The organism is Fusibacter ferrireducens (assembly GCF_015352425.1).
Taxonomy (GTDB): domain Bacteria; phylum Bacillota; class Clostridia; order Peptostreptococcales; family Acidaminobacteraceae; genus Fusibacter_A; species Fusibacter_A ferrireducens.
The window spans coordinates 144,721-171,070 of sequence record NZ_JADKNH010000002.1; the positions used below are offsets into that span (position 1 = coordinate 144,721).

Annotated in this window: 22 protein-coding genes and 1 riboswitch; of the genes, 6 read left to right on the forward strand and 16 right to left on the reverse strand. The window is 36.3% G+C overall.

Translation table 11 applies throughout. The features are described 5' to 3' along the window. Nucleotides 1–3: 3 nt before the first annotated feature. The 3 genes from ISU02_RS03730 to ISU02_RS03740 all read right to left on the reverse strand — a co-directional run bounded on the left by ISU02_RS03730 (nucleotide 4) and on the right by ISU02_RS03740 (nucleotide 3,735). Nucleotides 4–1,449 carry a YfcC family protein gene (locus ISU02_RS03730; RefSeq protein ID WP_194700446.1) on the reverse strand — a complete coding sequence of 482 codons (1,446 nt, stop codon included), beginning with the start codon at nucleotides 1,447–1,449 and terminating at the stop codon, nucleotides 4–6. Between the two features lie 155 nt (nucleotides 1,450–1,604). Further along, the gene (locus ISU02_RS03735; RefSeq protein ID WP_194700447.1) at nucleotides 1,605–2,870 is read right to left on the reverse strand and encodes a hypothetical protein; all 1,266 of its coding nucleotides are present in this window, start codon (nucleotides 2,868–2,870) and stop codon (nucleotides 1,605–1,607) included. 250 nt (nucleotides 2,871–3,120) lie between these two features. Beyond that, a complete protein-coding gene (locus ISU02_RS03740) occupies nucleotides 3,121–3,735 on the reverse strand; it encodes a GNAT family N-acetyltransferase (RefSeq protein ID WP_194700448.1) in 615 nt (204 codons plus the stop codon). 156 nt (nucleotides 3,736–3,891) lie between these two features. Between ISU02_RS03740 and ISU02_RS03745 the strand changes: the two genes are divergently transcribed. After that, entirely contained in the window at nucleotides 3,892–4,656 is a 765-nt protein-coding gene (locus ISU02_RS03745) for a helix-turn-helix domain-containing protein (protein WP_194700449.1), read from the forward strand. Nucleotides 4,657–4,844: 188 nt separating this feature from the next. On the opposite strand, the gene ISU02_RS03750 is transcribed toward ISU02_RS03745, so the two are convergent. Continuing rightward, complete coding sequence (locus ISU02_RS03750) at nucleotides 4,845–6,593, reverse strand: amidohydrolase family protein (RefSeq protein ID WP_194700450.1); 1,749 nt, start codon at nucleotides 6,591–6,593, stop codon at nucleotides 4,845–4,847. Between the two features lie 184 nt (nucleotides 6,594–6,777). On the opposite strand from ISU02_RS03750, the gene ISU02_RS03755 reads away from it, so the two are divergent. Continuing rightward, a complete protein-coding gene (locus ISU02_RS03755) occupies nucleotides 6,778–7,374 on the forward strand; it encodes a TetR/AcrR family transcriptional regulator (protein ID WP_207736172.1) in 597 nt (198 codons plus the stop codon). A 381-nt stretch (nucleotides 7,375–7,755) separates the two neighbouring features. On the opposite strand, the gene dapA is transcribed toward ISU02_RS03755, so the two are convergent. The 5 genes from dapA to ISU02_RS03780 all read right to left on the reverse strand — a co-directional run bounded on the left by dapA (nucleotide 7,756) and on the right by ISU02_RS03780 (nucleotide 13,652). After that, nucleotides 7,756–8,634, reverse strand: a complete 879-nt coding sequence (dapA, locus tag ISU02_RS03760; protein WP_194700452.1) for a 4-hydroxy-tetrahydrodipicolinate synthase — start codon at nucleotides 8,632–8,634, stop codon at nucleotides 7,756–7,758. 143 nt (nucleotides 8,635–8,777) lie between these two features. Next, nucleotides 8,778–8,956: riboswitch (Lysine riboswitch) on the reverse strand. Nucleotides 8,957–9,009: 53 nt separating this feature from the next. Further along, nucleotides 9,010–10,485 carry a methyl-accepting chemotaxis protein gene (locus tag ISU02_RS03765; protein ID WP_194700453.1) on the reverse strand — a complete coding sequence of 492 codons (1,476 nt, stop codon included), beginning with the start codon at nucleotides 10,483–10,485 and terminating at the stop codon, nucleotides 9,010–9,012. A 324-nt stretch (nucleotides 10,486–10,809) separates the two neighbouring features. Continuing rightward, nucleotides 10,810–12,147: a CapA family protein gene (locus ISU02_RS03770; RefSeq protein WP_194700454.1), complete on the reverse strand. Its 1,338-nt coding sequence runs from the start codon at nucleotides 12,145–12,147 to the stop codon at nucleotides 10,810–10,812. Nucleotides 12,148–12,235: 88 nt separating this feature from the next. Further along, nucleotides 12,236–12,940 carry a hypothetical protein gene (locus ISU02_RS03775; protein WP_194700455.1) on the reverse strand — a complete coding sequence of 235 codons (705 nt, stop codon included), beginning with the start codon at nucleotides 12,938–12,940 and terminating at the stop codon, nucleotides 12,236–12,238. A gap of 10 nt (nucleotides 12,941–12,950) precedes the next feature. Continuing rightward, the gene (locus ISU02_RS03780) at nucleotides 12,951–13,652 is read right to left on the reverse strand and encodes a DUF5058 family protein (RefSeq protein ID WP_194700456.1); all 702 of its coding nucleotides are present in this window, start codon (nucleotides 13,650–13,652) and stop codon (nucleotides 12,951–12,953) included. A 240-nt stretch (nucleotides 13,653–13,892) separates the two neighbouring features. Between ISU02_RS03780 and ISU02_RS03785 the strand changes: the two genes are divergently transcribed. Both ISU02_RS03785 and ISU02_RS03790 read left to right on the forward strand, forming a co-directional pair. Then, a complete protein-coding gene (locus ISU02_RS03785) occupies nucleotides 13,893–14,849 on the forward strand; it encodes a LysR family transcriptional regulator (protein ID WP_194700457.1) in 957 nt (318 codons plus the stop codon). Further along, nucleotides 14,846–15,769 carry a LysR family transcriptional regulator gene (locus ISU02_RS03790; protein ID WP_194700458.1) on the forward strand — a complete coding sequence of 308 codons (924 nt, stop codon included), beginning with the start codon at nucleotides 14,846–14,848 and terminating at the stop codon, nucleotides 15,767–15,769. Before ISU02_RS03785 ends, ISU02_RS03790 begins: the two co-directional genes overlap by 4 nt. Nucleotides 15,770–15,835: 66 nt before the next feature. Here the strand turns inward: ISU02_RS03790 and ISU02_RS03795 are convergent, their stop codons facing one another. The 3 genes from ISU02_RS03795 to ISU02_RS03805 form a co-directional block, all read right to left on the reverse strand. Then, nucleotides 15,836–17,233: a sensor histidine kinase gene (locus tag ISU02_RS03795; protein ID WP_194700459.1), complete on the reverse strand. Its 1,398-nt coding sequence runs from the start codon at nucleotides 17,231–17,233 to the stop codon at nucleotides 15,836–15,838. Continuing rightward, nucleotides 17,234–17,902 (reverse strand): response regulator transcription factor, encoded by a 669-nt coding sequence (locus tag ISU02_RS03800; protein ID WP_194700460.1) that lies wholly within the window; start codon nucleotides 17,900–17,902, stop codon nucleotides 17,234–17,236. Nucleotides 17,903–18,053: 151 nt separating this feature from the next. Then, nucleotides 18,054–18,449, reverse strand: coding sequence for a hypothetical protein (locus ISU02_RS03805; RefSeq protein ID WP_194700461.1), 396 nt, complete (start codon nucleotides 18,447–18,449; stop codon nucleotides 18,054–18,056). A 217-nt stretch (nucleotides 18,450–18,666) separates the two neighbouring features. On the opposite strand from ISU02_RS03805, the gene ISU02_RS03810 reads away from it, so the two are divergent. Next, nucleotides 18,667–19,611, forward strand: coding sequence for a 4Fe-4S double cluster binding domain-containing protein (locus ISU02_RS03810; protein ID WP_194700462.1), 945 nt, complete (start codon nucleotides 18,667–18,669; stop codon nucleotides 19,609–19,611). Nucleotides 19,612–19,907: 296 nt separating this feature from the next. Then, a complete protein-coding gene (nox, locus tag ISU02_RS03815) occupies nucleotides 19,908–21,242 on the forward strand; it encodes a H2O-forming NADH oxidase (RefSeq protein WP_194700463.1) in 1,335 nt (444 codons plus the stop codon). Nucleotides 21,243–21,637: 395 nt separating this feature from the next. On the opposite strand, the gene ISU02_RS03820 is transcribed toward nox, so the two are convergent. The 4 genes from ISU02_RS03820 to ISU02_RS03835 form a co-directional block, all read right to left on the reverse strand. Further along, nucleotides 21,638–22,204 (reverse strand): hypothetical protein, encoded by a 567-nt coding sequence (locus tag ISU02_RS03820; RefSeq protein ID WP_194700464.1) that lies wholly within the window; start codon nucleotides 22,202–22,204, stop codon nucleotides 21,638–21,640. A gap of 2 nt (nucleotides 22,205–22,206) precedes the next feature. Continuing rightward, entirely contained in the window at nucleotides 22,207–22,386 is a 180-nt protein-coding gene (locus ISU02_RS03825) for a hypothetical protein (protein ID WP_194700465.1), read from the reverse strand. Nucleotides 22,387–22,491: 105 nt separating this feature from the next. Continuing rightward, entirely contained in the window at nucleotides 22,492–22,698 is a 207-nt protein-coding gene (locus ISU02_RS03830) for a hypothetical protein (RefSeq protein ID WP_407646404.1), read from the reverse strand. 235 nt (nucleotides 22,699–22,933) lie between these two features. Further along, nucleotides 22,934–26,263, reverse strand: a complete 3,330-nt coding sequence (locus ISU02_RS03835; RefSeq protein ID WP_207736173.1) for an S-layer homology domain-containing protein — start codon at nucleotides 26,261–26,263, stop codon at nucleotides 22,934–22,936. Between the last annotated feature and the right edge of the window lie 87 nt (nucleotides 26,264–26,350).

Sequence of the window (26,350 nt, forward strand, 5' to 3'; positions counted from 1 at the left end):
TTTTTATTGCCAATTAATCACAACAGCTACGCCTAAGAAAACCCAGCCAACTATATACAATTTGCAAATTAATGAAAATATATATCTAAACCATTTATCAAAAGGAACTCTTGCTAATGCCAACATTGCAAGCAGTCCGCCCAAAGTTGGTATTATCATATTTATCAGACCATCACCTATTTGAAATGCTAATATAGCTGTTTGTCTATTTACACCAATAATATCACTAAGCGGTATAAGAATTGGCATTGTAGCCATTGCTTGCCCGCTTCCTGAAGGAATAAAGAAATTGATCACACCTTGTACTAAAGTCATCAATATTGCCGATAAAACCGGTGGAAAATTAGATAATGGTGAAGCCAGTGAATTTATTATTGTATCAGCAATTTTGCCTTGTGTCATAATGACTGAGATCGCTCTTGCAAAACCTACAATAAGAGCTCCACCAGCAATCTTTGAGCAACCACTTATAAAGGTATTTACGATTTCATCTGAATCAAATTTAGCAACAATACCTATTATAATTGCATATAATATAAATAACGCCGATATTTCTGTTAAATACCATTTATACTTTACGACACCAAATATTACGACTGCAATAAAAGATGAAAAGATTGCAAATATAAGCTTTCCTCTGCTATCTAAATGATATGAGTCCATTTTACTCTTATCAATATTCAGTCCCTCTGTAGAAATGCCTTTAACAAAACTTTTTGAGGGATCTTTCGTAATTTTTTTCGAGTATTTAACGGTATGATGGGATAAGACTAATAAAGCGGTTAAACAAAACATTGCTCTAAGCCCCATGCCTGAAAAGGTAGGTAATCCTGCAATTTCTTGTGAAACACCTACTGTATATGGATTTATTGGAGATGTTGCAAATCCAATACCAACACCACCTACAACTATTGAAGCACCAACCATTAAATCAAAGCCAAGGCCAAGTGCTACCATTACGCCCAAAGGCACAAATGGTATTAGATTTTCAAAACCAACTGAGGCACCAAAAAATCCAAAAACTAACGTCAGTATTGTTATAGTTAAAGATTTTGAAACATTTTTCTCTTCAATTTTTTTAACCGCAATACCTATACTGTTTTCAATTACACCTGTTTTTTCGAACACTTCAAACATGCCACCTGCTAGAAATACGATCATCATTACACTTCCTGCCTCAACTAATCCCACAGGTATAGCTCTAAACAGACCCCACAACGTAACCTTCATTTCTGATGTTTTTTCAATTACTGAGTAACTCCCTGGAACAACCCCCATTCTTCCATTGCTCATCATTTCCTTTTGAAATTCACCCGACGGTACAATAAATGTTAATACACTCATAATTATTAATATAAAAAATAACATGACATAAGCGTTTGGTATTTTACTGTACCATTTTTTTGCATTTTTCACTTTTCCCAATGGTTTCTTTGCTGATTCACTCATTTGAAATCCCCCCTTTTTAATTATGGACATTGTACTTAATGTGCCTTAATTAAGAATACTGTAGGTAGAATTATATGTCAAGAAAATTCTGATAACTTCATTTAAATTCAACTAAAAAACCGGACAATTTTAATTTGCCCGGTGTACTTTGTCCGCTATAACCCAGTTATTTTTATTATATTGGTAGGTCGTCCTGCACCTGGTTTGTTCTTACTTGCAACTATGCTACCATACCCTCCATCCACTAGTTTTTTTAATATTCTTCTGCCACTGCGTTCACCAATTCCTAAATAATTTGCTAATTCAGCAGATGTAAAACAATCTTTTCCATATAATTTTATGACACTACTGATTTTTTGGAGAAAGTTAGTGCTAAGTTCTGTTATTTTTGATATTTCTTCCAAATTAGTATTCATTGTGTTACTGCTATACGAAAGATTATTTGGCTCTAATATAGGGCCTTCAACGACTTGATCCTCATTCATAAAAAACAAGCAATTTTCTTTATTCTCCTCAGAGTACTTTAATGCTTCAAAAGCGTTGTACTCGGCTTCTGAAGCATTGTTGCCAATGCCAACGCCTGAACATATTCGAAATTTGCTTTTTGTGATAATTTTATGAAACATGCTCTTTGCTTCTAGAGACTTTATAGATCCTTTTGTTGTAAATATTATAAACTCATTCCAGCTAAAGTTAAAAATAGCGCCATTTATCGTTCTTAGATAAGTAATCAATTCTTTTTCGAAATCTAATACTTTGTCCAGATCATCTAATTTTGTTCTTCTGTAGTTTTCTGATACGTATATTTTTATTACTTGTACAGAAATTTTTGAATCATCTATTTGTTTATTTTTGATATCGCTTATCAATTGGCTTATCGTATTTCTTATTGCAAACTTCGTTGTGTATAGTCTATAAACTGGAATTTCCCTTTTTTTATAATAGTCATAGATGGCGCTAAAACAAGTAAACACTGCATCAAAATCACCGCTATTCCAGTTTTCATCATGGAATTTTATGTAATCTTCCTCTGTAAACTTAGGATTTCGCGGTAGTACTGAACATTTTTTTAGATTTGATTCTGCAACAATATCTCTTACAATGTTTTCTTCAATAATGTCTATACTGCAATTTTGTATTTCTATATTTTTTTCATTAAGAATCAATGTAAATAAACTGGTTTCATTGTGAGGCGTAAATTTATTAGGCTTATATAATGATATCATTTGGCTAACATGATCGTATATCCCACATCCGGTAAACAATATACCATCTGTTTCTTCTTGACATTTCTCTGCAACGCCGATACTATCTTTCAAAGTATGTGCTTCATAATAAACAAACTCAATTCCGCCGTACTCTTTCTCGACATTTATAACTTTTTCGATTGAATCTTTAGGCCCAATGACTCCTATTTTCATTTATATACTCCTTTTTGTTTCCATATTAACCATAATTGAATTATTCTGCTTAATTAGACTTACATAAAATGTACGTACATAAAATATACGTACATAAAAAATCACGCCGCTATTATAAATTTCAGATTACTTTGATTAATTCATTTTAACACGATCTTTTATTTTTTGCACCTGAGCTCATTTTGGGTAAAATAGAGAATCATTCAAGCATTTATTTGTTTACAATGCTTAACATAGTGATTGAAGTGTATCAATTTATATACATCATGTAATGCCACGCTTTTTCCCCCAACAATAAAGTTGTTAAAAGACTGCTTTGGCTTTTTTTAACTCGAAAGCCCTGCCTTTCATACAAGTTAATCGCTCTTCTATTATGCGCTGCAACATACAGAGTATATTGATCTAAATCAGGGGTCTTTTTGACCCATTCTTTCCCATATTCTAAAAGCACCGTGCCCAGTCCACACCCTCTGAATTCAGAGTTTACGGCAATATGCTCAATATAGCATTCACCTTCATCAAGGGCTTCTTGTAAAATTATAAATCCAAAAAGAAATTTACAGATATTTAAAACGCCATATTTTTCAGATAGTTTTATAAAACTCAGCCGCTCTTTTCTAGGGCGTATTTGCTTTTGCCATTTGAGCAACATGACGCCCTGAACTTGGTTTTGTATCTCTCCTACTAAATATCCCTCAAAAGGTAGTCTATCTATAACGCCTGAATCCTTTAATAATTGTAAAATCATTTCATCCGATAAATTGGTTAAGGCATGAAATTTATTTTTAAAAGAAGACGCCAATATTTTTACAACTGCTTCAAAATCCTCTTCTTCGAAATTTCTAATTTTAATACTTAAGTCCATTCTCTTCCTCCTCTTAAATATAGAGCTCAATTGTGGTTTTATATACTCTTAGCCACGCATAAATTGCAGTCCCTCAACTTGATTAATCTTATGCGTCATTATACAATGAGTTTAAACCTTAGGTCTGACCTAATGTCAAGAGGAGAATCGATCATTATGAAAAGAGAGATTACTATCGGTGAATTTGCAAATCTGATGGACGTTTCAACCCATCAGATTCGATATTTTGAAGAGAAAGGCGTTTTATACCCAAGCTATATCGATGAAAACGGGTATCGAATGTATGGTATTGAACAAATATATATCCTTTCTCATATTTTGTTGTTGCGCAGGCTAAACATTTCTGTTTCTGATATAAAAAAGCAATTTGCTACTTTTTTGCCCGATGATTATATAGATACATTGGAAAAATCTATAGTAGACATTGAAAAACAAATTGATGCACTACAAATGCTTAAAGATTCGACTGCAAAAATCATCAAGAAAGCAAAGTCCAATCAAAAGTATATGAATGCGTTTACCATTAAAAATCTCCCTGAAAGGCATTTATCGCTCATACAAAAGACAGATCCAAGTTTTTCTTTTAATGCCAGAAATCTCTATAATTTGTTGTATAAATCCAATAAAGTAGAACATGTTTATCGCAATGATTTCATTACGCTAATTACCAAAAATCATTTGCACATTTGCATCGAATCCGATAATATCAGAGACTATATCCTTAAAGAAGGGGCATATCTCTCCTATCAATTTTTGATAAAAGAGGAAAGAGAACTAGATCGTATGATCGAACATTTTTTTAATTATGCTAAAGAAAATCAATTTCAATTAAAAGGACATTTAATTGAAATTGAAAACTCAGATATTGCTATGTTTTATAACGACAAACTATCTATCGAATTACAAATGCTCACCTACTAAAAAATTAGAAAATTGATCTCTTGCTTACAATTTATTGATTATAGACAAATCAGATTTTAAATCAAATTACCGGCACTGCTTCCACACAATTCAACGTATCTTTAGGATTGATCGTTTCCTGCAATTTTCTGCTGAATCTGCCTGTGCATACAGTTCTTTTAACATCATCGTTCATTGATTTATAAATGCTAATCATCAATCTTTACATTTTTCAAATAATGAGCACCCGTCTCTTTTTGGGTTATATAGATGTCGACCAGGGCCTGTCCTTTTCTGGCTTTATGCTTGTGCGGATCTACATAATGCATGACACCTACAGGTCTTGCCAAAAATCTTACTAATCCGGCTGTATGAGTTAAAATAAAATCCGTATGCTTTAGATATTCATATTGATCCATGTACAACATGGCAAATGCAAATACTGCAGAATCAAGATAATTTACATTGAAAATGGGCATGCCACTGGACGCTTTAGGATGAACTAAAACAGGAACACCAGATAACATAAGTTTCTTTAGTAATCTGTCATCAAACATTTCTCCATAGAGTTTGCCAACCATTTTCACATAAATGCATATGCCATCCAATTTCAAAATATTTAAACAATAATCGATTTCTTTTAAAGCGTGCTCTACATTTTCAAAGTCAACTGCTCCAAAAGCTCCCAGCTTTTGCGGATTTTTGTTTCTTATTTCTGCTACTGACTCATTATAGGTCCTGAGAACTGATGTGATAGCGTCGTCCTTTAATTGCCACAAGTCGGGTATCTCAAGGGAGAGCATCACTTTTTCATAATGCGATTTGTCCATCCAATTAAGGACCTTTTTCGCATTCCAAGGTTCTATTTTATCACTGCAAAAAGAGGTGTTTACACTTTTTAAATGTTCAATAACGCTTTTCGGCATACAGTGATAATGATATTTTATTCTATTTTTCTTCTCTTCACCATATGATTCGGGCTTGATATTATGAACTGGAGAATACTCAATCGATTCCTTGGACTTAAAAACACTCTTAACGTTATCTTTAAACACCTTTTTAAATTGTCCATGATTTAAATTGAACATGCTAAACTGTTTCATATAATACTTATAACTCCTCTGCGCCCAACATAAATCACTGCCATAGACAACATGATTATCACCGAAAAAATTAAATGTAGTTGGCAACATTTCATCTGAATAGGATATTAGTGCATTGTCAACGAATAGTTGTGACTTCCATTGTTCGAACTCTGCTTCAATGTTTGGATTTTCTGCTTTAAAGGCTTCAATAAGTGTTGGGTAAATCGCTGGTAAAACACCACCACCATGAGAAAGTAGAAATTTGATATTTGGGAAATCCCTATGGTAACCACTTCTCATAAAGTCTATTATCGTACGAGTTGTGTCCAGTTTAAAGAAATACACATAATTTAACAAATAATATTTCGATGCAATTTCAGGTGCAGTTGGGTGAATATAAATTACGGTGTTCCTCTTATCCGCCTCTTCATAGAATCTTCTGAAGCCTTCATGCCCTAAATAATTTAAATTTAGATTGCTTAATAGGCCAATACCATCTAATTTCAATACATCCAAAGCATATTTTAGTTCTTCAATAGCACCCTCTACATCTGGCAAAGGCACCACAGCAAATGCACCAACTCTATCTGGATGCCTTTTGGATACGCTTGCCATATATTCATTAAGCCTTCTACAAAATCTCCTACTGTGATCGTCATCACCAAAGTGAACTCCGGGTGTGGATATAGACATAAAAACTCTCTCTATACCTATTTCATCCATCCACTTCATCATCATTTTTTCTGACCACTTTGGATGATCCAAACCATTTACTTTATCAATTCCCATTTGTCTGAGCTCATCTTCATAAATTTTAGGATTAATATGGTGATGAGTATCCCATTTTAAATAATTTGCAGATTTAAATTTCATTTTTAAGCCTCCTCAATCTTTTAAAAACTTTATGTACTTTTTCAGTTTATTTAGTTCATATTATCACACGAAATATATCTCGTCAATGCTGTATTTCCATAAAACAGCATTTGACAATTTTAACAACCTAAACTATGATGGTTTAAATAGTACACAATAATTTAGTTTTTAAAAGGTGAAAAAAATGAATGGACATACAAAGCGCGCTATTAACAAACAAAATCATATAAAAAAATCGGCATTGGAATTGTTTAATAAATATGGTGCCTCCAAGGTAAGTATTGATGAAATTGCAAGCTGTGCAAATGTTTCTAAAGTAACCATATATAAATATTTCGATAGCAAAAATGGTCTTTATCTTGAAATTGTCAAGATGATTTTTGATGAGCATGTGGATGCCATCCAAAACGTCATTAATGATGACCTTACTTTTTTTCAAAAACTTAAGATAATTATAGCTACCAAGTCTAATTCCGTTTTCTATATGAAAGGTGCCTTTTTGCAAGAGCTTATTAAAAGTGATCGCGAAATTGAAGAATATGTAGAAAAAAATTACAAAAACAGAATTAAATCATTGATGTTTGCACTCTACGAGCAAGGAAAACGTGAAGGCTATATCCAAAAAAATCTATCAAACGAAATAATTTATTTGTATGTAGAAACCTTTAGAAGAGGATTAAAGGAAAACGCGTCAAACTTAGAATTACTCATCTCTGATAATCATACCTTTGAAGAGTTGATCCACTTGTTCTTTTATGGTCTTATAAAAAAAACAGAGTAAGTAAAAACTCATTTCGCAATTAAATTCACAGTGGCTATAATCTGCTCAAAAGGCATGTCTGTGCTTATCCAAACTGAAAGAGACTCAGTTCATGGATAACCTTTTCCAAAACCAAGCCTCTTAGAACTCTATATTCCTAATTATTTAAATTCGTAAGTGGCTGCAAGCTTGTAAAGTCAGATATGACAATTCGACTTTTGTGAACTTTAAAATTGACAAACTTAATCAGTTTTACAATAAAAAAGAACTGTTGAACGGATACCAAGCCACATTAAAGCATAGTAAGGCATCCTTCAAAAGTTCTTTTAATTTATCATCTTATAATTGAGATTATATCTTATAAATTGAGATCATAGAAGCGCAATCTCAATTCTAGGCATCTTAAATTGATTTTATAATGCTCTCTAGAGCCTTTTGATTATGATCTTCTAAGGTTGTAAGTGGTGGTCGACAAGGGCCTACACTTAAGTCACCTCCCAAAATATTGAGAGCCGCTTTCACTGGCATTGGATTAACTTCACAGAACAATGCATTGACAAGCGGAATAAGTTCTAATTGAATCGCCAAACTCTCTTGATGCTTGCCCTCCAAATAGAGTGCAACCATATCGTGCATTTTTTGAGGCACTACATTGGCCGCCACTGAAATAACGCCAACACCACCAAGAGATAGTAAAGGAACCACTTTATCATCTTCGCCTGAATACATATCTAATTTGCCCTGACATAAGTGTGCCAAAGCAACCGCTTGGGCAAAATTGCCGCTGGCTTCTTTAATGCCGACAATATTGTCAATTTCAGATAGCTTAAGTGCAGTCTCTGGTGCAATATTCATGCCTGTCCGACTTGGGACATTGTATATAATAATTGGGATATTAACGGCTTCAGCCATTGCTTTAAAGTGTTCGTATAGTCCCTTTTGAGTGGTTTTATTGTAGTAAGGCGTCACGTGCAACAAGCCGTCTACACCTGTCTCTTCTGCTCTTTTAGACAAATTAATCCCATGTTTGGTATCATTGCTTCCAGCACCTGCTATAACGGGTACTCGTCCTGCTGTGTATTCAACAGCGGCTTTGATGCATGCGATTTGTTCATCGTCTGTCAAAGTGGATGCTTCACCTGTCGTACCACAGATAATAATCGCATCAGAACCGTTTTCTATTTGGTAATCAATTAAACTCTTTAAACGGTCGAAATCAATCGATAAATCTTCTTTAAATGGTGTGACAATTGCCACACCTGATCCTGTAAATAATGCCATATCTTTCTCCTATTCTTTTTTTGGCGTACTCGCGCATTCAGAGTACAAGCCTCATAATTATTGAATCTTCAAATACTAATGATTTACATAAAAAAACAACTAGCAGAGCGCTAGTTGTGGGCAACAAAATAATTCTAAAATTGATCACAAGTAGCACTCCATAAGCATAAAACTTATGACAGTCAAAGAGCTATTAACCATTTAACCAGATCCTACCATAATGGGTGGTATTCACTTCGGCACCTTTGCCTTTTAACGTCTCTCATATGTACCCTTATACATCAACACGTCTACTCTTCATCGGTGCGCCTCTACTGTTCTATTTAGTTATTTATAATCTTAACGTGCTTTTATAAATCTGTCAACTTTAATTCACTAATTTTCTTCACGAACACTTTCATATAGTTGTAAACCAATCTTGGATATGGCCTCAATTTCTGAAGTCACAATATGAGTGATCTCTGATTGAACTTCGACCCTAGATGCAATTTCTTCAAAATGCGCTGAATTCTCCTGCAAAATTGCAGCAATATTGGCAATAGAATCTTCTATAGTGCCGAATTCTTCATATATTTTTTTGATGAGCTGGGACTCTTCATTGAAATTATTGCTTGCATTCATAAAATTTTCATCTACAATTTTGAAATTGGTGTCTAGCGTTTTCATTGCTTCCACGCCTTCATTCATTGCAACTTGTCCAACCTCTGCTTTCAATAAAGCCTCTTTTGTCGCACGCATTAATTCTGAAGTTATTGAGCGAATATCATCTGCAAAAGTACTGCTATCCACAGACAATTTTCTGATTTCTTCCGCCACAACTGAAAAACCCTTTCCATGTTCACCTGCACGTGCAGCTTCAATGGATGCATTCAAGGCCAGTAGGTTTGTTTGCTCTGCAATTGATAAAATGCCCTCTATGTGCTTCTGAATGTCATACATGCTCTTTGAAAGTGCTTTGATTGTATCGAAGCTCTCTGTCATCGTATTGTTCATCTTATACACTGAGCTTGACATGGCCGTCATCGATAAATGACTCTCTGCAAAAGCCTGCTTTAAATTCGAGAATATATGGTCCAGAAGTTTCATAATTTCATTGGTCTTCTCAACGTTATTGCCTGAAACACTGACACTATTGTTTATATCGACTACCGTTGTTGCTGCACTTTCAACGCTTTCAGCGAGTTCTCTAACAGCGTTGTTTATCGCCAAGTTGCTGTCTCTATTATCTTTCATTTTAGTAGTACAGCTTTGAGTGGAATCCTTTAATTCAACCGAAGAAACGCTCACATTTTCTAATACTTGCTCTAATTTTGAAAGTGAAAGTTCATTTTTTTTAGACTGCATATCAACTTCACTTACCGTTTCCTGTCCCCACTTATTCAGCAATAAAAGCACTAAAAAAGCACTCGTCAAGGCGCCCATTCGAGGTATATAATCGCCTAGCCCCATGCCACTGTCTAACAAAAAGTTAGGATTAATCAGGTACAGTATAATTAAAATGCCAATCATTGCACTCCCAGAATACAACATTTTTTTGTAACTGAAATACAATGCTTGCATGACTAACGCAACCATGTAAATGTTGAACATTCTTGCTACGCCACCGTTTACAATGGATAATGTAATCGATGCAAAGAAGGGTAAAAAGATTATGAACTCACACCGAAATAGCTTTGGCAGTGGTAAAACACGCACCACAGAAGCAATGATTGCCGTGCCCATAGTGGCCACTAAAGCCTTAACCGCATACGTCGTACCGCCATTTACATAGGCTGTCAAACTCAAAAATAATGAAAAAAACCAAATAAAAATAACATTAACCTTAATCGCCCGCTCTAAATTATAGTTCATAGAAGTTCACCTCTTTTCCATATTTTAAGTATGTACATGGCAGCTGGGTTTGGCAATTCAACCTATACATACAATCATCCTCAGAGATCTCAAAAAACGAATCCACCTCATTTTCCCTAATATTTTATCATATCTATTAACGATATAATAGCTACATGTATTTGCATTTGTCTAATATTTAAAAGCCACTGAGTATCTTCCATTCACTCAGTGGCTTGATGTATTGGTTTTAGCATTGGTTTTGGTTTTACTCAGACTATATATTGCTGGAATCCGATTTTGAATCCAATTTTGAATTCTATCTAAAATTTTTGTAGCCTTAATTTAGCGCCAAGAATCGCCCATTATAAGACTTGCTTGACTACAAATTGTATCAATATACGCTTGAGTTTCTTGATCCCATACCTTATTTTTCAAATCTTTAATCGGTATCAAAACACCATATGTGCCCTCTTCAGATTCTTCCTCCATAAAAGCAACAGGCGTTACTTGCATCCCTGTCACAAAAACTCTAATATGATCCCCCGATTTAATTTTCGAGATTTGTATATTTGCAACGTAACTGAGAACAGTAGATTCTCCACTGAATACAGGAATCAAATTCCCCAAACTATAAAGAATAGGGACTCTCACATTTGAATCTCTCATTGGTGTATAAATCTCATAAGGTTGAGCAATATGTGGATGATGACCAATAATCATGTCTGCACCCATTTCTGCAATTCTATGTGCAAACTCTATTTGCTTTGGATGGGGATATAATTCAAATTCAATTCCCCAATGTAAAGCAACAGCGACTAAGTCACAGCCGTCTTCTTTCGCTCTTTTAATTTGAGCTTCTATCCTTGTCAAATCTGGATCTTCTACTTCTAAAAAGGGGGTTACATCAATCATCCACTCTTTACCTTTAGGTAATGCCTTGCCATTCAAACTAAATGTATGACCAACCCATCCGATCTTAATGCCTTTTGTATCTGTAAATACGGTTTGATTAACCTCTGACGCATTGCGATATGCACCAACATATTTAATGTGATCCTTCCTCAACTGATCCATAGTGATATCAGCACCTTCAAACCCACAATCCATAATATGATTATTTGAAATCTGTAGGATATCATATTTATGTGTTTCATGTTTCACCAACGTATGGTATTGATTTTTAGTAATATTTATTTGTGGTGTGTCCCCTTGCCCTTCAACCCCCATGGGTCTAGGTGCATCTTTTGATAATGTCGATTCAAGGTTCGCATAAGAGAGATCCCTACCAAAAATCAGTGGACTCACATATTTGTACAAATGATCCCCAGATGTCTCAATATGTTTTCCTTGCATCAAATCTCCCGACGCGCTCATCGTAATGTTTTCCATCACTTCACCCTGGATATTCCACTGAAAATCAGTTGCTTTAAACTTCTCAAAGTGTTCTCTTAAGCCAAAGCCACTTCTTGGATTCAAAATTGGCTTTTGAGTCTTACCAACCCAGTATGCGACAAAATTCAAGTCATTCGTATCCACAACCATATCTACGGGTTCATCCCAAACCCCTTCAGCTCTTGCTTTATCTATCAAATTTAAAACATGCTTTTTAATTTTTTCATCACAACCATCCGCAAGAAATGATAAATCTCTTGGCAATGAAACCGGTCTCGTTTTTACCATCATCTACCTCCAAATCTTTAATGTATGATCACTATAAATCTTATTTTTATAAAAAATCATGTGCATCCACTTGCAGCACTCATATTTCTTAAGTTTCTATTTCCGTTGTCAGTTGGTTCACCTCTTCTTCCTTTTTACCGAAAAAACCCACTTTGAATAAAAAATAGCTGACAAATACGGATATAGCAATCATAATCGGAATATTATATAACCCTGATGCAATATTCAATTTTACAATGACAATGCCGACAATTGCAGGCACTATAACGGTCCTATAATTTGTAATCACTGAAGCAAATAATAAGGCACCAAATAACGCTGGAACAATTTGTGCAAACCCAATTTTAATAGAAGGTTGTGCAAAGAAAGAAGTAAATGGTGTCAATAAAAGAACCCCAACTAAAATTATAATTTCTGTTACAATTGCCGATGCCGCAACTGCCATCGTTGAGAGCACTTCACCTTCTTCAGAATTAGGATCAATATCTGCAGATTGTAATCCAACCATTGACGCAGGGACTTTTATATTCATCCAATTCCCGCTAAGCAACATGACAAAGTAACCTGCTGATCCGATAATTGGAGCAAAACTTAAAAATTCACCTGCTGATATCAGCGGTATCAACGACATAATCACTATTAGCCCCGCAATAAACCCCTCTTTTGTGGGCAGTATTCCCCATTTTAACCACAATGTAACCGGAATCGCAAAAGTTAATAACAAGAATACTGTCGCTGTTAATCTGCCTAGAAAATACACCTTGTTTTCATATAATTCATGTTTTGTGTCCATATTAACCCCCTTATTTGTTTAATAAAATGACGACAACAACAGCCATTAGCATACTTGTAGATAGGGCATACTCTCTTAACCATTTTGCCTTGAACTTAACAATTATAAAGGTCATAATTGCCATTACCGCTGCGGCAATGCCTACTGCATAGGCCGAGCTCCCCCCAGAAAATAACGCAGGTAATACAAAACTTATTTGAACACACACCAAAATTGTCGTTATAATGACATTTTGTAATCTCGTATCTTTTGAAACGGCTTCCTTTACCCTCTTCTTATATTTTCTCAAGAAAAAGATTGCATAAAGAAACGCGGGCACAACGCCAATCGTCATCACCCATACCGAATTGGCGAAAGCTTGTGGTGTATAGTTTGCGGCACCTAACTGTGCGCCCATGGTTTTTGCGCCAATTGAAGCTCCAGTCAGCTCATACATCAAAGAGCCTGCCATGCCCAGTCTTGCCCAGGAGATGGGTACACCCATTGCAGGTGCCAATGAAATTAAGCCCACAATAATAGCAATTGAAGGTATCACAGTTGTTATGGACGCTGCCTTTACAACTTTTCTAATTGTTTTTTTATCAATATTCAGCTCTTTCGCTCTTTTTTGAGCAAGACGATAAAAAATGATGGCTTGTGCCGATAAAACCGTCAAAATGATGATTGTTATCACATATAACAATGGTGAGTTTGCGATTTCCAAATAATTCATAAATCCCCCTTTTAGAAAAAAATTTGAATGCCTCTCCTTTTTACTTACTTAATATATTAAAATAAGTTTCCGTTTTTTTGTAATGTTTAAAATTTATAAGTAGATATAAGTTCAGATAAATATCCTGTTTTTCTCCATAATCTTCTAAATCAGTAATAGCCTCTATTTTATAATATTCAGTAATAGTATTATTTACTTTTTGTCACATCATTATTAAAATATATTTATAAGGAGAATCATATGACTTTAGATCAAATTAACTATTTTAAAGAAATTGTATCTGCTGGATCAATGAACCAAGCTGCAAAAAATTTGTTCATTTCTCAACCCAATATCAGTCTTACAATTAAAACACTTGAGAATGAACTCGGGTATAAATTATTCAGAAGGCATTCTACGGGGGTTCAACTCACTCAACAAGGCAACGCATTTTTATATCATATAGAACATATTTTAGAGAATATTGACAATATCAATAAGATCGATTGCAAGCATAGTAAAATAGAGCCTAAAAAACTCAACATATCCTCTGAATACAGCTTAGCGAGTATTCTGCCTATCATCCATATGATGGAAACACTTGAATCCGACGCTTTTGAATTGAAACATCACCAACGGGAATTTTCAAATGTAATTGAGGATGTTTTTAAGAAGCATGCTGATTTGGGCATTATTACAATCCATAAATCACAAGTTGCATCACTAAATGGTATGCTTATAAACAAAGGCCTTGAATTCCATATTATTTCGGAACTCATCATGGGGGTTGTTGTTTCAGAAGATCATCCTCTGTCAAACAAAGCATCTCTCAGTCACAAAGATATAAAAAAATATCCTCAAATTCGATTTGATATTGACAGTCGAGAATCACCAGCATCCTTTACACTTTTGGAAACCACATACAATCAATCTGACAAAATCATTTCACTCAATGATATTTTTCATTTGTTGATATGCCTAAAGGAAACCTCTGGTTTTGCACTTATCCCTTATAGTAATTCCAATAGTTTTAATACCTTCATCGGAAATATGAATATACCGATCCGATTCATCCCTCTATCTCATTCAGCACCTGTTATCTTAGGTTATATAGATACGATTGGGGAAGAAATCAATTATTTGAAAAGTGAGTTCATAAAAAAGGTAACACTTCTATATGATAAAAGTACTGAAAAGGATATTGAGGAGGTATTATGACTTTAGATCAGATTAAATACTTTGTTGAGATCACACGTTCAGGATCATTTAACAAAGCAGCACAGAGGTTAATGGTGACGCAACCCAATATCAGTTTAATGGTCAAATCACTTGAAACAGAATTGAACTATAAACTCTTTATAAGAAATACCACAGGCATTGAACTTACACGGCATGGCGCTGAATTCTTATATTACGCCGAAAACATCTTAAAGAGTTTAGATAAGATCGATACGATTCAACCTATCGAAATTGAAGAAGACAAAACCAGGTTATGTGTTTCATCTCATTTTGTTGCTTCTAGTATTTTCCCCTTAGTTTCCTTAATAAAATCAACTGGAAATAAAAATTACACTTATAAACTTTATCAAAAATCATTTTTTGATGTAGTCGAAGATGTCAAAATGGGCGATAGCGACATGGGACTCATTACGATTAGTAAGATGCAAGAAACACTTATGTACAATTTACTGGCAAAAAACAACCTCAAATTTCACTCTATAAGTGCCGTGGATGTTACTGTGCTCTTATCTAAAACGCACCCTCTTGCAAATCATAAAAGTCTCAATTTTGAAGATTTGAATCATTATACACAAGTTCATTTTGATATTGGTCAAAAAGAATTTTATAGTGCCCATGCTATTAAAGAAATGCAATATGACCAGTTTGACAGGCGCGTTTCAGTTACTGATTTTTTCCATCTTCTCTATACATTAGAGAAAACCAATGCATTTGCATTATCTACAAATATGTCGTTTTACAACATAGAGCAGTTGCTAAAAACGATTAATATTTCGCTTCGCTGTATTCCATTTGACAAAAAAGTCCAATTTGATATGGGGTATATTGAACGTATTGATAGCTCTCAAAGTGATGAAAAAAAAGCGTATATAGCTCAGTTAAAAAAACTGATCTTTTAGCAACTCATATTTATAAAAAAAAGATGCTAATACTTGGTCACAAGTAGTGCATCTTTTAAATATGATTTACTCATTATTGGGGATTACCATTACAAACTCAACACCTCTCTCTTTATTTCGAGCGTAGACCTCCCCTTGATATAAATCTACTATCCGCTTTACAATGTACAGTCCTAATCCATTTTGTCCGTCAGCACCTTTTGAAAACGCAGTGAACAGCTTATCTAGATGTATCTCTTCGATAGATGGTCCATCATTTGATATTGCTATGGTTATATTTTTTTCATCATTGGAAAGTTGGATATCAATAGTTGACTGACTATAACGCAACTGATTTTGAAGTATATTTTCAAAAACCATTTTCCACAACTCATAATGTCCTCGAACAGTTTCTCCATGCATTTGAAAGTGCCAATCCACATCATGCCGCTCATATTTGAGAAGATCGTAAATTTCTATTATCAATCGTTCCAACTGAACGGGTTCAGTGGGTAAACTTTGCCGTGCCATATAATCGATATTCGTTATGCTGATCAAATCTGCTGTTCTCTTTTGAAGTCTTACGGCTTCCCTATCTATTGTATCAACGGTATCTTCAATGGTTCCTTTTGGATAATATCCATCCCTTATGGCTTGTAAATAGCTTCTAATCACCATAATTGGCGTTTTCAACTCATGGGAAATGCTCTGCATGAAAAATTGTTGATTATTATCATGTTGAACCAGCTCTCTCCGCATCATTTCACAAGATTTAGACAAATTTTCAATCTCAAAGGGCCCGTCTACTTTAATGGGGTCTTCCCAATCCCTATTGGCAATTCGGTACATATCTTTTTCCAATACGGCTAATGGCCTTGATATTTTATTCGCTATCATCTTAGAGGGTATCAACAGTAAAATGGATAATATGACTATTGATACAAATACAATCCAAAAGCGAGATAGAATTAGATATTTGAAATCTTCTTTGACTGATGAGTACAAATAGTAAGGCTGACCATCTATATTCATTTTGAATATAACAGCCATTTCTCTTTCACCATCAATGATCTTTTCATAGCGCTGAATCTTCAGTTGTTGTGCATCTCCGAGTTTTACAATTTCCCTTTCAAGATTAGTGCCTGATTCTATATCTGGACCAGAAGACTCTCCAATATCATCGCCCTTATTACTGTTTGGCGATACCACAATATTCGTAATTTCTAAAGGTGCTTCCGTTATCACCTGAGAATCGCTTAATTTAAAAGAGGGGGTGATTTCAAATTCAGAGAAATTCGCTTCACCCTTTAAATGATCTGTTAAAACCATCTGATTAATATGTTGAGCCTCTATCTGAGTGTATATTTGCTCTTTAAAGTACCTTTCCAATGACACATAAAAAACAGTTGAAAGACATATGCTAAAACCAATGATGATTACAATAAACCAGTACCATATTTGGATAGAAAGTGCTCTTTTTTTCATTTAAAGCCTCCTATACCCAAAGCCATAAATCGTTTCAATTCGTAAATCGGGCATTTTTTTTCTCAATCTCTTGATGAGATTATCAACGACTCTGTCAGAATAAAAAGCTTCTGTGCCCCATATTTGATCTAATATATGATTTCGTGATAGGGCCTTGTTTTGATTTTCAATAAGGAGCAACAATAAATCAAATTCTTTTGAGGTCAACTCAATCGATTCATCCTTTTTACATACTGTTCGCCTAGATTGATCTACTTGATAACCGTCAACTTGGATGATGTCATGATATGTCTTGGGTGCATCACTGTAAGTTCGCTGTAGGATTTTTTGTATTCTAATAATGAGTTCGCGAGGCAAAAATGGCTTCGCCAAATAGTCATCACTACCTAATTCTAATCCCATTATCCGATCTATATCTGAGTTTCTTGCTGAAATAAATATGACTGGAATCTCAGGCGTTTCAGCTTTAATGGCCTTTATCAATTGAATGCCATCTAAATCGGGAATCATAATATCTAGCACCCATAAATCAGGGGGTGTCATGATTTTTTTTTGAGCTTCCATACCACGTGTAAAGGACTGAACTTGCCAGCCTTCTTCACTAATGTAATGTGACAATACTTGATTTAGGTTTTCTTCATCTTCAACTAAATAAATACAATATGACATTTCTCTCTCCCAAGCTTTTACCTTCAATATTGATCTTGTTCATCTAACAATATTGATCTTGTTCGTCTAACAATGATCAATTATATCACATTTAAAAGAGAACCAAAATTAGGTTCTCCTTTAAGAGGTATCTTTATATCTTTCTGTAATGCTAATATAGACTTCCATTTTTTAATTGAAACTTCAATCCATTGATGATTTTCTTTTGATCTAGTGCATCGAGGGGAACACACGTATTAATTTCTAATGTATCCATCTGCATGATTTCAATTTTGCTTTCTTCAACATTAGTCATTTCTGCCAAGTCATACACATAATTTATCTCCAGAGCTTTACCATCCGAAAAATCAAAAGCAACATTTGAAAAATCAAATAGAGCCTCTGAAATTTCAAAGTAACTTTGCTCAGATGCCACAAATGCTGACCCTCTGATATCATCAGCAGAGACGATATCCACCTCCCCTATAGACGTCTCAGCAAAAGCCCCCATACGACTTCCCATTATCATTAACCCTATCAAACCTACTGCTAAAATATTTTTTTTCATCTTAACTGCCTCCATTTGTTTTTATCAACTTAACTTGATCAAATCAGTTTTGATATGCTAAGTATAAAAAACAAATGTAACTCAAATATGCTCAAAATGTGTCAAATTGTGAAAATTGCTCATCCTCTTAACGCCTTGACTTTAATTGAATTCAATAGTATTATATGGATGTAACTATCAAAATCACAATTTGAACGTTACAAAAAAGGAGGGCTATATGACGTCTAAACTCAAAATGATTGAAACTGAATTGAAAAATCTTGGGCTTAAATCATCTTTTTTAAGTATTGATGATATCCCTAGAATAGAAAGTACATATCATCAAAATGTTTACAGAGATGAAGCCAATGTTCATTCATATGAGAAATACTTAAAGAACATTCGCTTCACCAATGATAACAATATAAAAATGGAGAGTATTTTGACTATTGCAGTCTATCAGCCGCATTCCAAAATAAGCTTTAATATGGATGGTCATAAAGTTACAAGAGTCTTACCATCAATGTATTTATACGATGTAGATCCTCTTGATCAGAATCGCAATTCACGTGTAATGACCATAAATAATGACATTCAAAATTTATTAGAATCCTATGGACACATGGTTTCTCCAGTGTATTTACCTGCAAAAACTATTGCGATTGCTAGCGGACTTGCAAAGATGGGCAAAAACAATCTTTGCTATATTGATGGCTGTAGTTTTTATTGGTTTGCTACGTACCTGACGGATATACACGTCGATAAAGAGAGCATAAAACCAACCTCGTTGTTTATGAAAGAATGTGAGCACTGTAGTAAATGCATAAATAATTGTCCAACTGGTGCTTTGAATCCCAGTCATAGTTATGTAAAAATTAATAAGTGTCTAACGTATCATAATGAGTCTTTGGAAATGACGCCCGTTTGGATTGATCGCAAATGGCATAATTCAATGATTGGTTGTATTCGATGTCAATCCGTATGCCCATTAAATCATAAGCATATGAAGAAAATTAAAACCTTCGAAAGTTTTAATGAGCATGAAACAAAAGAGATTCTTGCAGGCAACTCAATAGATTCTTTTCCAGAAGAGTCTATCCGAAAGCTTAAGAATATTAATTTTTTTGACAATTATAAATTATTAACTCGAAATTTATCTCTATTGGAAAAGAGAGCTGATTAACGCCATTTATGATTAATTTAAGATTTGTTATTGAAACGGGATGTGAATTATTTGCATATTCATAGTGGATAAACTGAGATACCCATGCACTTAGCCAACTTAAAGTTCGTCATATACGAAGGGGGACTTTAAAGTCATAGGTATGCGCCAAAATCATGTTTCCCATGAACATTTTTTAAATTTTATAAATTATTTTATTTTTTATGTTTAAAAGTAATATTTTCGTGGTATAATATCTGTGAAAAATGTAACAATTACAATTTTGAATCAAATACAAATAAGGAGATCAATTAATTATGAAAAAAGTGGTAATCGTAGGCACAAATCATGCAGGAACAGCTGCAACAAATACTATTTTAGATAACTCAAATAATCATCAAGTCACTGTTTTTGATTCTAACAACAACATCAGCTTTTTAGGCTGTGGTATGGCGTTATGGATTGGCAATCAGATTGCCGGACCAGAAGGTCTATTTTATTCCAACAAGGAAACACTAGAATCAAAGGGTGCTAAGGTATATATGGAAACACCAGTCAATAAAATCGATTTCAATGCTAAAGTAGTCTATGGTAAAAACGCTCACGGCGAGATCATCGAAGAACATTATGATGATTTAATACTAGCAACTGGTTCTTTGCCAATCATTCCTAAGATCCAAGGTATGGAACTTGAAAATGTTCAAAAGGTAAAATTATACCAACATGCAGAAGTAGTCATTGAGAAACTCAAAAATCCAGAAATTAGAGATGTTGTCGTTGTTGGTGCTGGTTATATTGGTGTTGAACTTGCAGAAGCTTTTGAACGTCATGGCAAAAATGTAACCCTAATAGATATCGCAACAACAAGCTTACCTGCATACTATGATGCGCCATTCACACAAATGATGAATGAAAACCTTTCATCACATGGTATTAAACTAGCATTTGGTGAAACCGTTCAAAAACTCGAAGGCGATGGAAAAGTAGAGCGCGTCGTCACAGATAAAGCAACACACAAGGCGGACATGGTGGTTATGGCAATTGGTTTCAGACCCAATACTGAACTTGGGGCAGAACATTTGGATCAGTTTAGAAATGGCGCTTATTTGGTCAACAAAAAACAAGAAACTTCAATCCCTAATGTATATGCCATTGGTGATTGTGCTACAGTTTATGACAACTCAATTGATAATACAAGCTACATTGCACTTGCAACCAATGCGGTTCGTTCTGCAATTGTAGCCGCACATAATGTCATCGGCAACGATATCGACTCTGCAGGCGTACAAGGCTCAAATGGTATTGCCATCTATGATTTGAAAATGGTATCAACAGGCATAACAGCAGAAAGAGCAAAATTGCTCGGACTTGACGTGCTATATACTGATTTTGAAGACTTACAAAAACCGGAGTTTATCACAGAAGAAAATCACAAGGTTAAACTCAGAATCGTATACGATGCTAAAACTAGAATCATCTTAGGCGCACAAATGGCTTCACAACATGACATGTCAATGGGCATTCATTTGTTCTCACTTGCCATCCAGGAAAAAGTGACCATTGATAAACTCGCATTAACTGACTTGTTCTTCTTGCCTCATTTCAATAAACCTTATAACTATGTTACAATGGCAGCAATCACTGCCAAATAGATATTTTATGACTATCTCAAAATCCAGCCACAAACAGGCGACCCTTAACTAATCTATACACATTTTATTCTCTATTAACATGAAAAACCTCCAAATTAGATCATCTCATAATATGAATTGATTTGTCTAATTTGGAGGTTGTCACTTATACTGAAGTGAACGCGCTGCACTTTTTCCTTTTTCATGCATCGAAAGCTAATAGAACCTCAAAGCAGAAATAGCTATAACCATTATTATTACATGGCTATAGCTATTTTATATGTGTGATGCATTTAAATCCGTATTTACGCTCTACATATCCTGTACCTTTGAGTAAGTAACTCAATTCAGTAAATTATTAATACGTCAGTTTTACATTAATAAAAGCATTTGTATTTTTATTTGTCATTTAGTTTTTAGGAATCTTCCCCACAAAGGTCCCCTATAGTCTCCACATTACATACATGGTTAATAGGATTCCCCTTATACGTCCCCATTGCTTGAAATAAGCACTGACATCCAGAAAGTCCTTTATTTTCACCTTCAACGACAAACTCAACATCCTCAGTTCCAAGACTCGTCAAAGTAACATGAAAATCCTCTTTCAGAACATCAATAACAATAGTACCGGGATATGAGAATCCAGTTTTCTTACTCGTCCAAATATTATCGTAGGTAATATCTGCCTCAACATTCACTTCAGTGCCATCCTCGTGTAAGAAGGTCGCAAAACACAAACGCTCTCCCGGATTGTAAAGGTCTCCAAATGACGCAGCACCACGATTATCTTTTAAGTTGTCAATACCTAACCATAACCAAGAGGCCTTTCCTGGAAGGAACTTAGGTGGTTCGTTCTTTTTATTAATATGACCATACTGACGATCAAACCAAGCATGGCCATCTGTAATTTCATATGATGTATTGTCGATGGTTACAATACCCGTCACCTTCATGTTTACAAATCCATATTCATAAGATTGCATTTTTATAGACTACTTTCCAGCGCTTTCAAGAAGGCCGTTCCATTTTCGCTATTATTCAAAGTTATCAACATCTGCATCTGCCCCAAGGTTAAACCCTTTTCACGAAGTTCATTGTTTGCCTCTTTCTCCAGCGCGTCGTGAATTTTTTTTATAAGCATTCCGCATGGCTCTAAATCATCCACAAAACAACCTCCCTCTCATTAACTTAAATATAGCATCACTAAAAGGGTCAATAGTTTAAAAAAATGTAGTTGTACCAATATAGATCAGAACTACTTCTCTAGGTACTACTCGTCAAAATTCTCATTCACAGAACCCTGCTTTGCATTTTCTTCAATAAGGGTAAGCATTTCACTCTGTAGTTTTTCTATTTGCTCATCGTATTTAGAAGAGATATGTCTAGTGGAGTAACTTCCGATAACTCTGATTACATTTTCCCTGAAGGTTCCTACAAATTCACCTTGATTTTCTATCACACTTTTTATGGCGGTCATAGTTGCCTCATACCAGGGGATTGTTCCTTTAAAGTGAGGGGGCAAGACGTACAACAAAAAAATACTCACTATTGTTCATACGACGCAAGTGAGTATTTCTTTTTTATATAGCTATTCATTATATTTCTTTACTTGACTTTTTTCTAAAACTAGGTTTTCAATATTCTTCAACAAAGCAAGATCGTGTGCTACAGCAGGTAAACAGGTTAAGGCTGCCACGAATATTTAATGTCGGTTAATTTATGTTTTTGACAAGAGAACCGTCGGTGTTAAAGTAATACCTTTTGCCATCAATCTCAAGCCACTTATCGGATACCATCAGACCATCCTTGGTAAAGTAATAGGTCTTGTTGTTTCCGTTTGCACCAAGATCCCAAAAGCCGACTACCATTGTCTTACCGGAATAATAACGCCAGTTATCGCTGTCTTTGACCCAGCCGGTTTTCAGAGTACCGTCGGTGTTAAAGAAATACTTCACACCGTCGATGGTCTGTGTGTCGGTTAAAGCTTTGCCATCCTTGTAGTACAAGTACTGTCCAGCATCGTTTTGCGCCCAGCCCTTCGCTGTGGCTGGGTTGATGGTCAACTTGATATAACGCTCTAAAATGGAGGAAACCTCTGCGCGGGTAGCATTTCCTTTTGGATTAAACTTATCGTCACTGCCGCCCGTCATAAGTCCCGCCTGCTGCATGACTTTTACGGCTTCTTTGTAATCACTGCCGATGCTGGAAGCATCAGCGTAGACGCTCGCTTCACGGACGATTGGCAGCGTATAGCCTGTTGCCTTTGCATAGTTTGCAAAGATCACTGCCATTTCCTCACGAGTAATCGCCCTGTCCGGAGCAAACTGGCTGTTTCCAATGCCCTGAACAATGCCCTTGCTGTACGCCCATTCGATGTATGGACGAAATACACTGTCTGTTTTTACATCTATGAAGCTGTTTGTTGTATAAGCTTTCGTGTCTACTTCTGGTAATCTGCCAAGAGCTGTTACCAGCATTCCCCGCGTCATAGCAGAATTTGGTGCAAATGCTGTTTCTGTACTTCCAGAAAGCAGCCCTCTACCCACCACATAGTCAATAGATGCCTTTGCCCAATGGGTACTGATATCTGTAAACTTTGCTGTCGGTGCAGTGTATCCGATACCATACTGCGAGAAGTGGGTCGTTGTAAAAACAACACAACCGCTATTTGCATCATAGGCAGAGCCTGCAATGCGAGTGGCATTGCCCTTTGCGTCTACATAGACCGCATACAGGCCACCGACTGCTTCATTCTTGCCCAGTGTATAAGGGATAGATACCGTTGCAATTCCGCCTCCAAAGCTGGACACGCTCTTACCGTTGCCATAGCCCACAGTAGCGTCATACACCGGTCTTGTGCCGATCATCTGTTTTGCTACAGCGGAAAGGTTTGTCTTAGGTGCAATGGTAATTCGGATATCTCCAGTACTCTGCTTCTGAATTTCTGCCAGTGCCTTTTGGTCAAAACTTACCTGCACAAGAGAGTCGTTTATTTCAAGACTACTTACGCCTGCGCTCACAAGGCTATCCAGAGAACTGCGTGTCAGTGCTGCCGTTAGAGAAGCTGTACCCTCAGGCATGATTATATCCAACGCAACAGTGATATCTGTTCCTTCTTTGCCCTGTTCCTTTGCATCCGTCTGTGCTTTGGCAATCGCATCTATTACTGCTTTATCCGGAATAGATGCACTTGCAGTTCCATTCGTTCTCGTTGTTGCTGTGACAGGAGTCGTTGCCATTATCGGCTGATTTGGCTTCTTTTCCAGTGTTGTTGTAGGTGTTGTAGTTGTTGATGTTGAGCTTCCTTCAGAGGAAGAATCGCCTCTTGAATAATCACTGCTGTCACCGCCGGACGATCTGATGGTCAAAGTGCCTTTGTCGATGGCAATGTCATACTTCTCTGATTCAGTAAACACTGGTGAGCCAGTAAAGACAATATCATAAGTGCCTGCTGTGTTGGTGTTTGCCAAAAAGGTTCCGTCTGTTTTCTGGATTTCCATTTCCAACGAACCGCTAGAAAGAGAAATTATACTGCTTGTATCGTTATTTTTGAGGCCGGAATACACCACTTCCAGAGTTGGTATGGCTGTGCCTGTATCAATGCTAAAATTCTTAGGTTGAACCTTGAGGACTGTCTTCGAAACCGTAATCATTGCAGTGCTTACTTCACTCAAGGTGGTGTTGGACTCGTACTTTGCTGTAATAGTCGCTTTGCCGGATTTTAAGATTTGCACATTGGCGCTAGCGCCGTTGCCGGTCACATTGAGGACAGTGGGATCGCTGCTTACCCAAGTCCATGCCCCATTCTGACCAGGAGCTGTCGCGCTTGCCGTCAGGGTGAAAGTCCCATCACCATAAGTCTTGGCAGAGGGAACTGTGCTAGAGAAATTCACACCCGCATCGCGCTTATCCACTGCCTTAAATGTCATCGTTACAGTCGCATCCTCGTAGTTTTCGCTTTTAATCGTAACTGCCACGGTACTTTTTGTATCCTTTGTATTGGATGAGCTGCTGGAATATGTGAGGAAATTTTGGTTCACGACCGGCTGTACACTAAAGAAATCAGTACTACTCGTCACGCCCACCTCATAGCTTCGATTACTCGATGTACCGGGTGTACTTGGTTCAAAAGCAATGCTATTCAAATTGAATTTACCGGATACCACATTGTTGTAGATCACCGGGATTTCGGTAGGATCTTGAACACTTACCGCCGCCTTACTTACCGCAATACCCACTGTCTTTTTTAGGACTATGCCTGACCAGTCATAATTATCAATGTCATGTGGCGTAAACACCACATCATAGCCACTATTGGCTACGGTAGGCATGATACTGCCATCCTTCCATGCCCATGTGCCACTTTTGGAGCCACCGATCAGCTCAGAGTCGCCAAGGCGCTGGCCATAGGTAATGCTTGCCGACGTAGGCCATGTGAGCACTTCTGGCGCTGCCTGATTGACTGTAAGGTTTATCTTCTGTGTTAAGGCCATACTTGACCAGTCATAGTTATCAACGTCATTTGGCGTAAAAACCACATCATAGCTATTGTTGACTACAGTAGGCATGATACTGCCATCCTGCCATGCCCATGTGCCGGTTTTGGAGCCACCGATCAGCTCAGAGTCACTAAGGCGCTGCCCGTAGGTAATGCTTGCCGACGTTGGCCATGTAACCGCTTCCGGCGTTGCCTGATTGACTGTAAGGTTTACCTTCTGTGTTAAAGTCACACCTGACCAGTCGTAGCTATCCGTATCATTTGGCGTAAAAACCACATCATAGCCGCTGTTGACTACGGTAGGCATGATACTGCTATCCTGCCATGCCCATGTGCCGGTTTTAGAGCCACCGATCAGCTCAGAGTCGCTAAGGTGCTGACCATAGGTAATGCTTGCCGACGTTGGCCATGTGACCGTTTCCGGCGTTGCTTGATTGACTGTAAGGTTTACCTTCTGTGTTAAAGTCACACCTGACCAGTCATAGTTATCAACGTCATTTGGCGTAAACACCACATCATAGCTATTGTTGACTACAGTAGGCATGATACTGCCATCCTGCCATGCCCATGTGCCGGTTTTGGAGCCACCGATCAGCTCAGAGTCACTAAGGCGCTGCCCGTAGGTAATGCT

Excerpts from the sequence above, each read along its gene's own strand:
- ISU02_RS03810 (WP_194700462.1), top strand. The coding sequence starts at position 18,667 with ATGACGTCTAAACTCAAAATGATTGAAACTGAATTGAAAAATCTTGGG.
- ISU02_RS03740 (WP_194700448.1), bottom strand. The coding sequence starts at position 3,735 with ATGGACTTAAGTATTAAAATTAGAAATTTCGAAGAAGAGGATTTTGAA.
- ISU02_RS03820 (WP_194700464.1), bottom strand. The coding sequence starts at position 22,204 with ATGCAATCTTATGAATATGGATTTGTAAACATGAAGGTGACGGGTATT.
- ISU02_RS03785 (WP_194700457.1), top strand. The coding sequence starts at position 13,893 with ATGACTTTAGATCAAATTAACTATTTTAAAGAAATTGTATCTGCTGGA.
- dapA (WP_194700452.1), bottom strand. The coding sequence starts at position 8,634 with ATGGCATTATTTACAGGATCAGGTGTGGCAATTGTCACACCATTTAAA.
- nox (WP_194700463.1), top strand. The coding sequence starts at position 19,908 with ATGAAAAAAGTGGTAATCGTAGGCACAAATCATGCAGGAACAGCTGCA.
- ISU02_RS03750 (WP_194700450.1), bottom strand. The coding sequence starts at position 6,593 with ATGAAATTTAAATCTGCAAATTATTTAAAATGGGATACTCATCACCAT.
- ISU02_RS03775 (WP_194700455.1), bottom strand. The coding sequence starts at position 12,940 with ATGGACACAAAACATGAATTATATGAAAACAAGGTGTATTTTCTAGGC.
- ISU02_RS03795 (WP_194700459.1), bottom strand. The coding sequence starts at position 17,233 with ATGAAAAAAAGAGCACTTTCTATCCAAATATGGTACTGGTTTATTGTA.
- ISU02_RS03770 (WP_194700454.1), bottom strand. The coding sequence starts at position 12,147 with ATGGTAAAAACGAGACCGGTTTCATTGCCAAGAGATTTATCATTTCTT.
- ISU02_RS03830 (WP_407646404.1), bottom strand. The coding sequence starts at position 22,698 with ATGACCGCCATAAAAAGTGTGATAGAAAATCAAGGTGAATTTGTAGGA.
- ISU02_RS03765 (WP_194700453.1), bottom strand. The coding sequence starts at position 10,485 with ATGAACTATAATTTAGAGCGGGCGATTAAGGTTAATGTTATTTTTATT.
- ISU02_RS03735 (WP_194700447.1), bottom strand. The coding sequence starts at position 2,870 with ATGAAAATAGGAGTCATTGGGCCTAAAGATTCAATCGAAAAAGTTATA.
- ISU02_RS03745 (WP_194700449.1), top strand. The coding sequence starts at position 3,892 with ATGAAAAGAGAGATTACTATCGGTGAATTTGCAAATCTGATGGACGTT.
- ISU02_RS03800 (WP_194700460.1), bottom strand. The coding sequence starts at position 17,902 with ATGTCATATTGTATTTATTTAGTTGAAGATGAAGAAAACCTAAATCAA.
- ISU02_RS03755 (WP_207736172.1), top strand. The coding sequence starts at position 6,778 with ATGAATGGACATACAAAGCGCGCTATTAACAAACAAAATCATATAAAA.
- ISU02_RS03835 (WP_207736173.1), bottom strand. The coding sequence starts at position 26,263 with ATGCCTACTGTAGTCAACAATAGCTATGATGTGGTGTTTACGCCAAAT.
- ISU02_RS03730 (WP_194700446.1), bottom strand. The coding sequence starts at position 1,449 with ATGAGTGAATCAGCAAAGAAACCATTGGGAAAAGTGAAAAATGCAAAA.
- ISU02_RS03780 (WP_194700456.1), bottom strand. The coding sequence starts at position 13,652 with ATGAATTATTTGGAAATCGCAAACTCACCATTGTTATATGTGATAACA.
- ISU02_RS03790 (WP_194700458.1), top strand. The coding sequence starts at position 14,846 with ATGACTTTAGATCAGATTAAATACTTTGTTGAGATCACACGTTCAGGA.
- ISU02_RS03805 (WP_194700461.1), bottom strand. The coding sequence starts at position 18,449 with ATGAAAAAAAATATTTTAGCAGTAGGTTTGATAGGGTTAATGATAATG.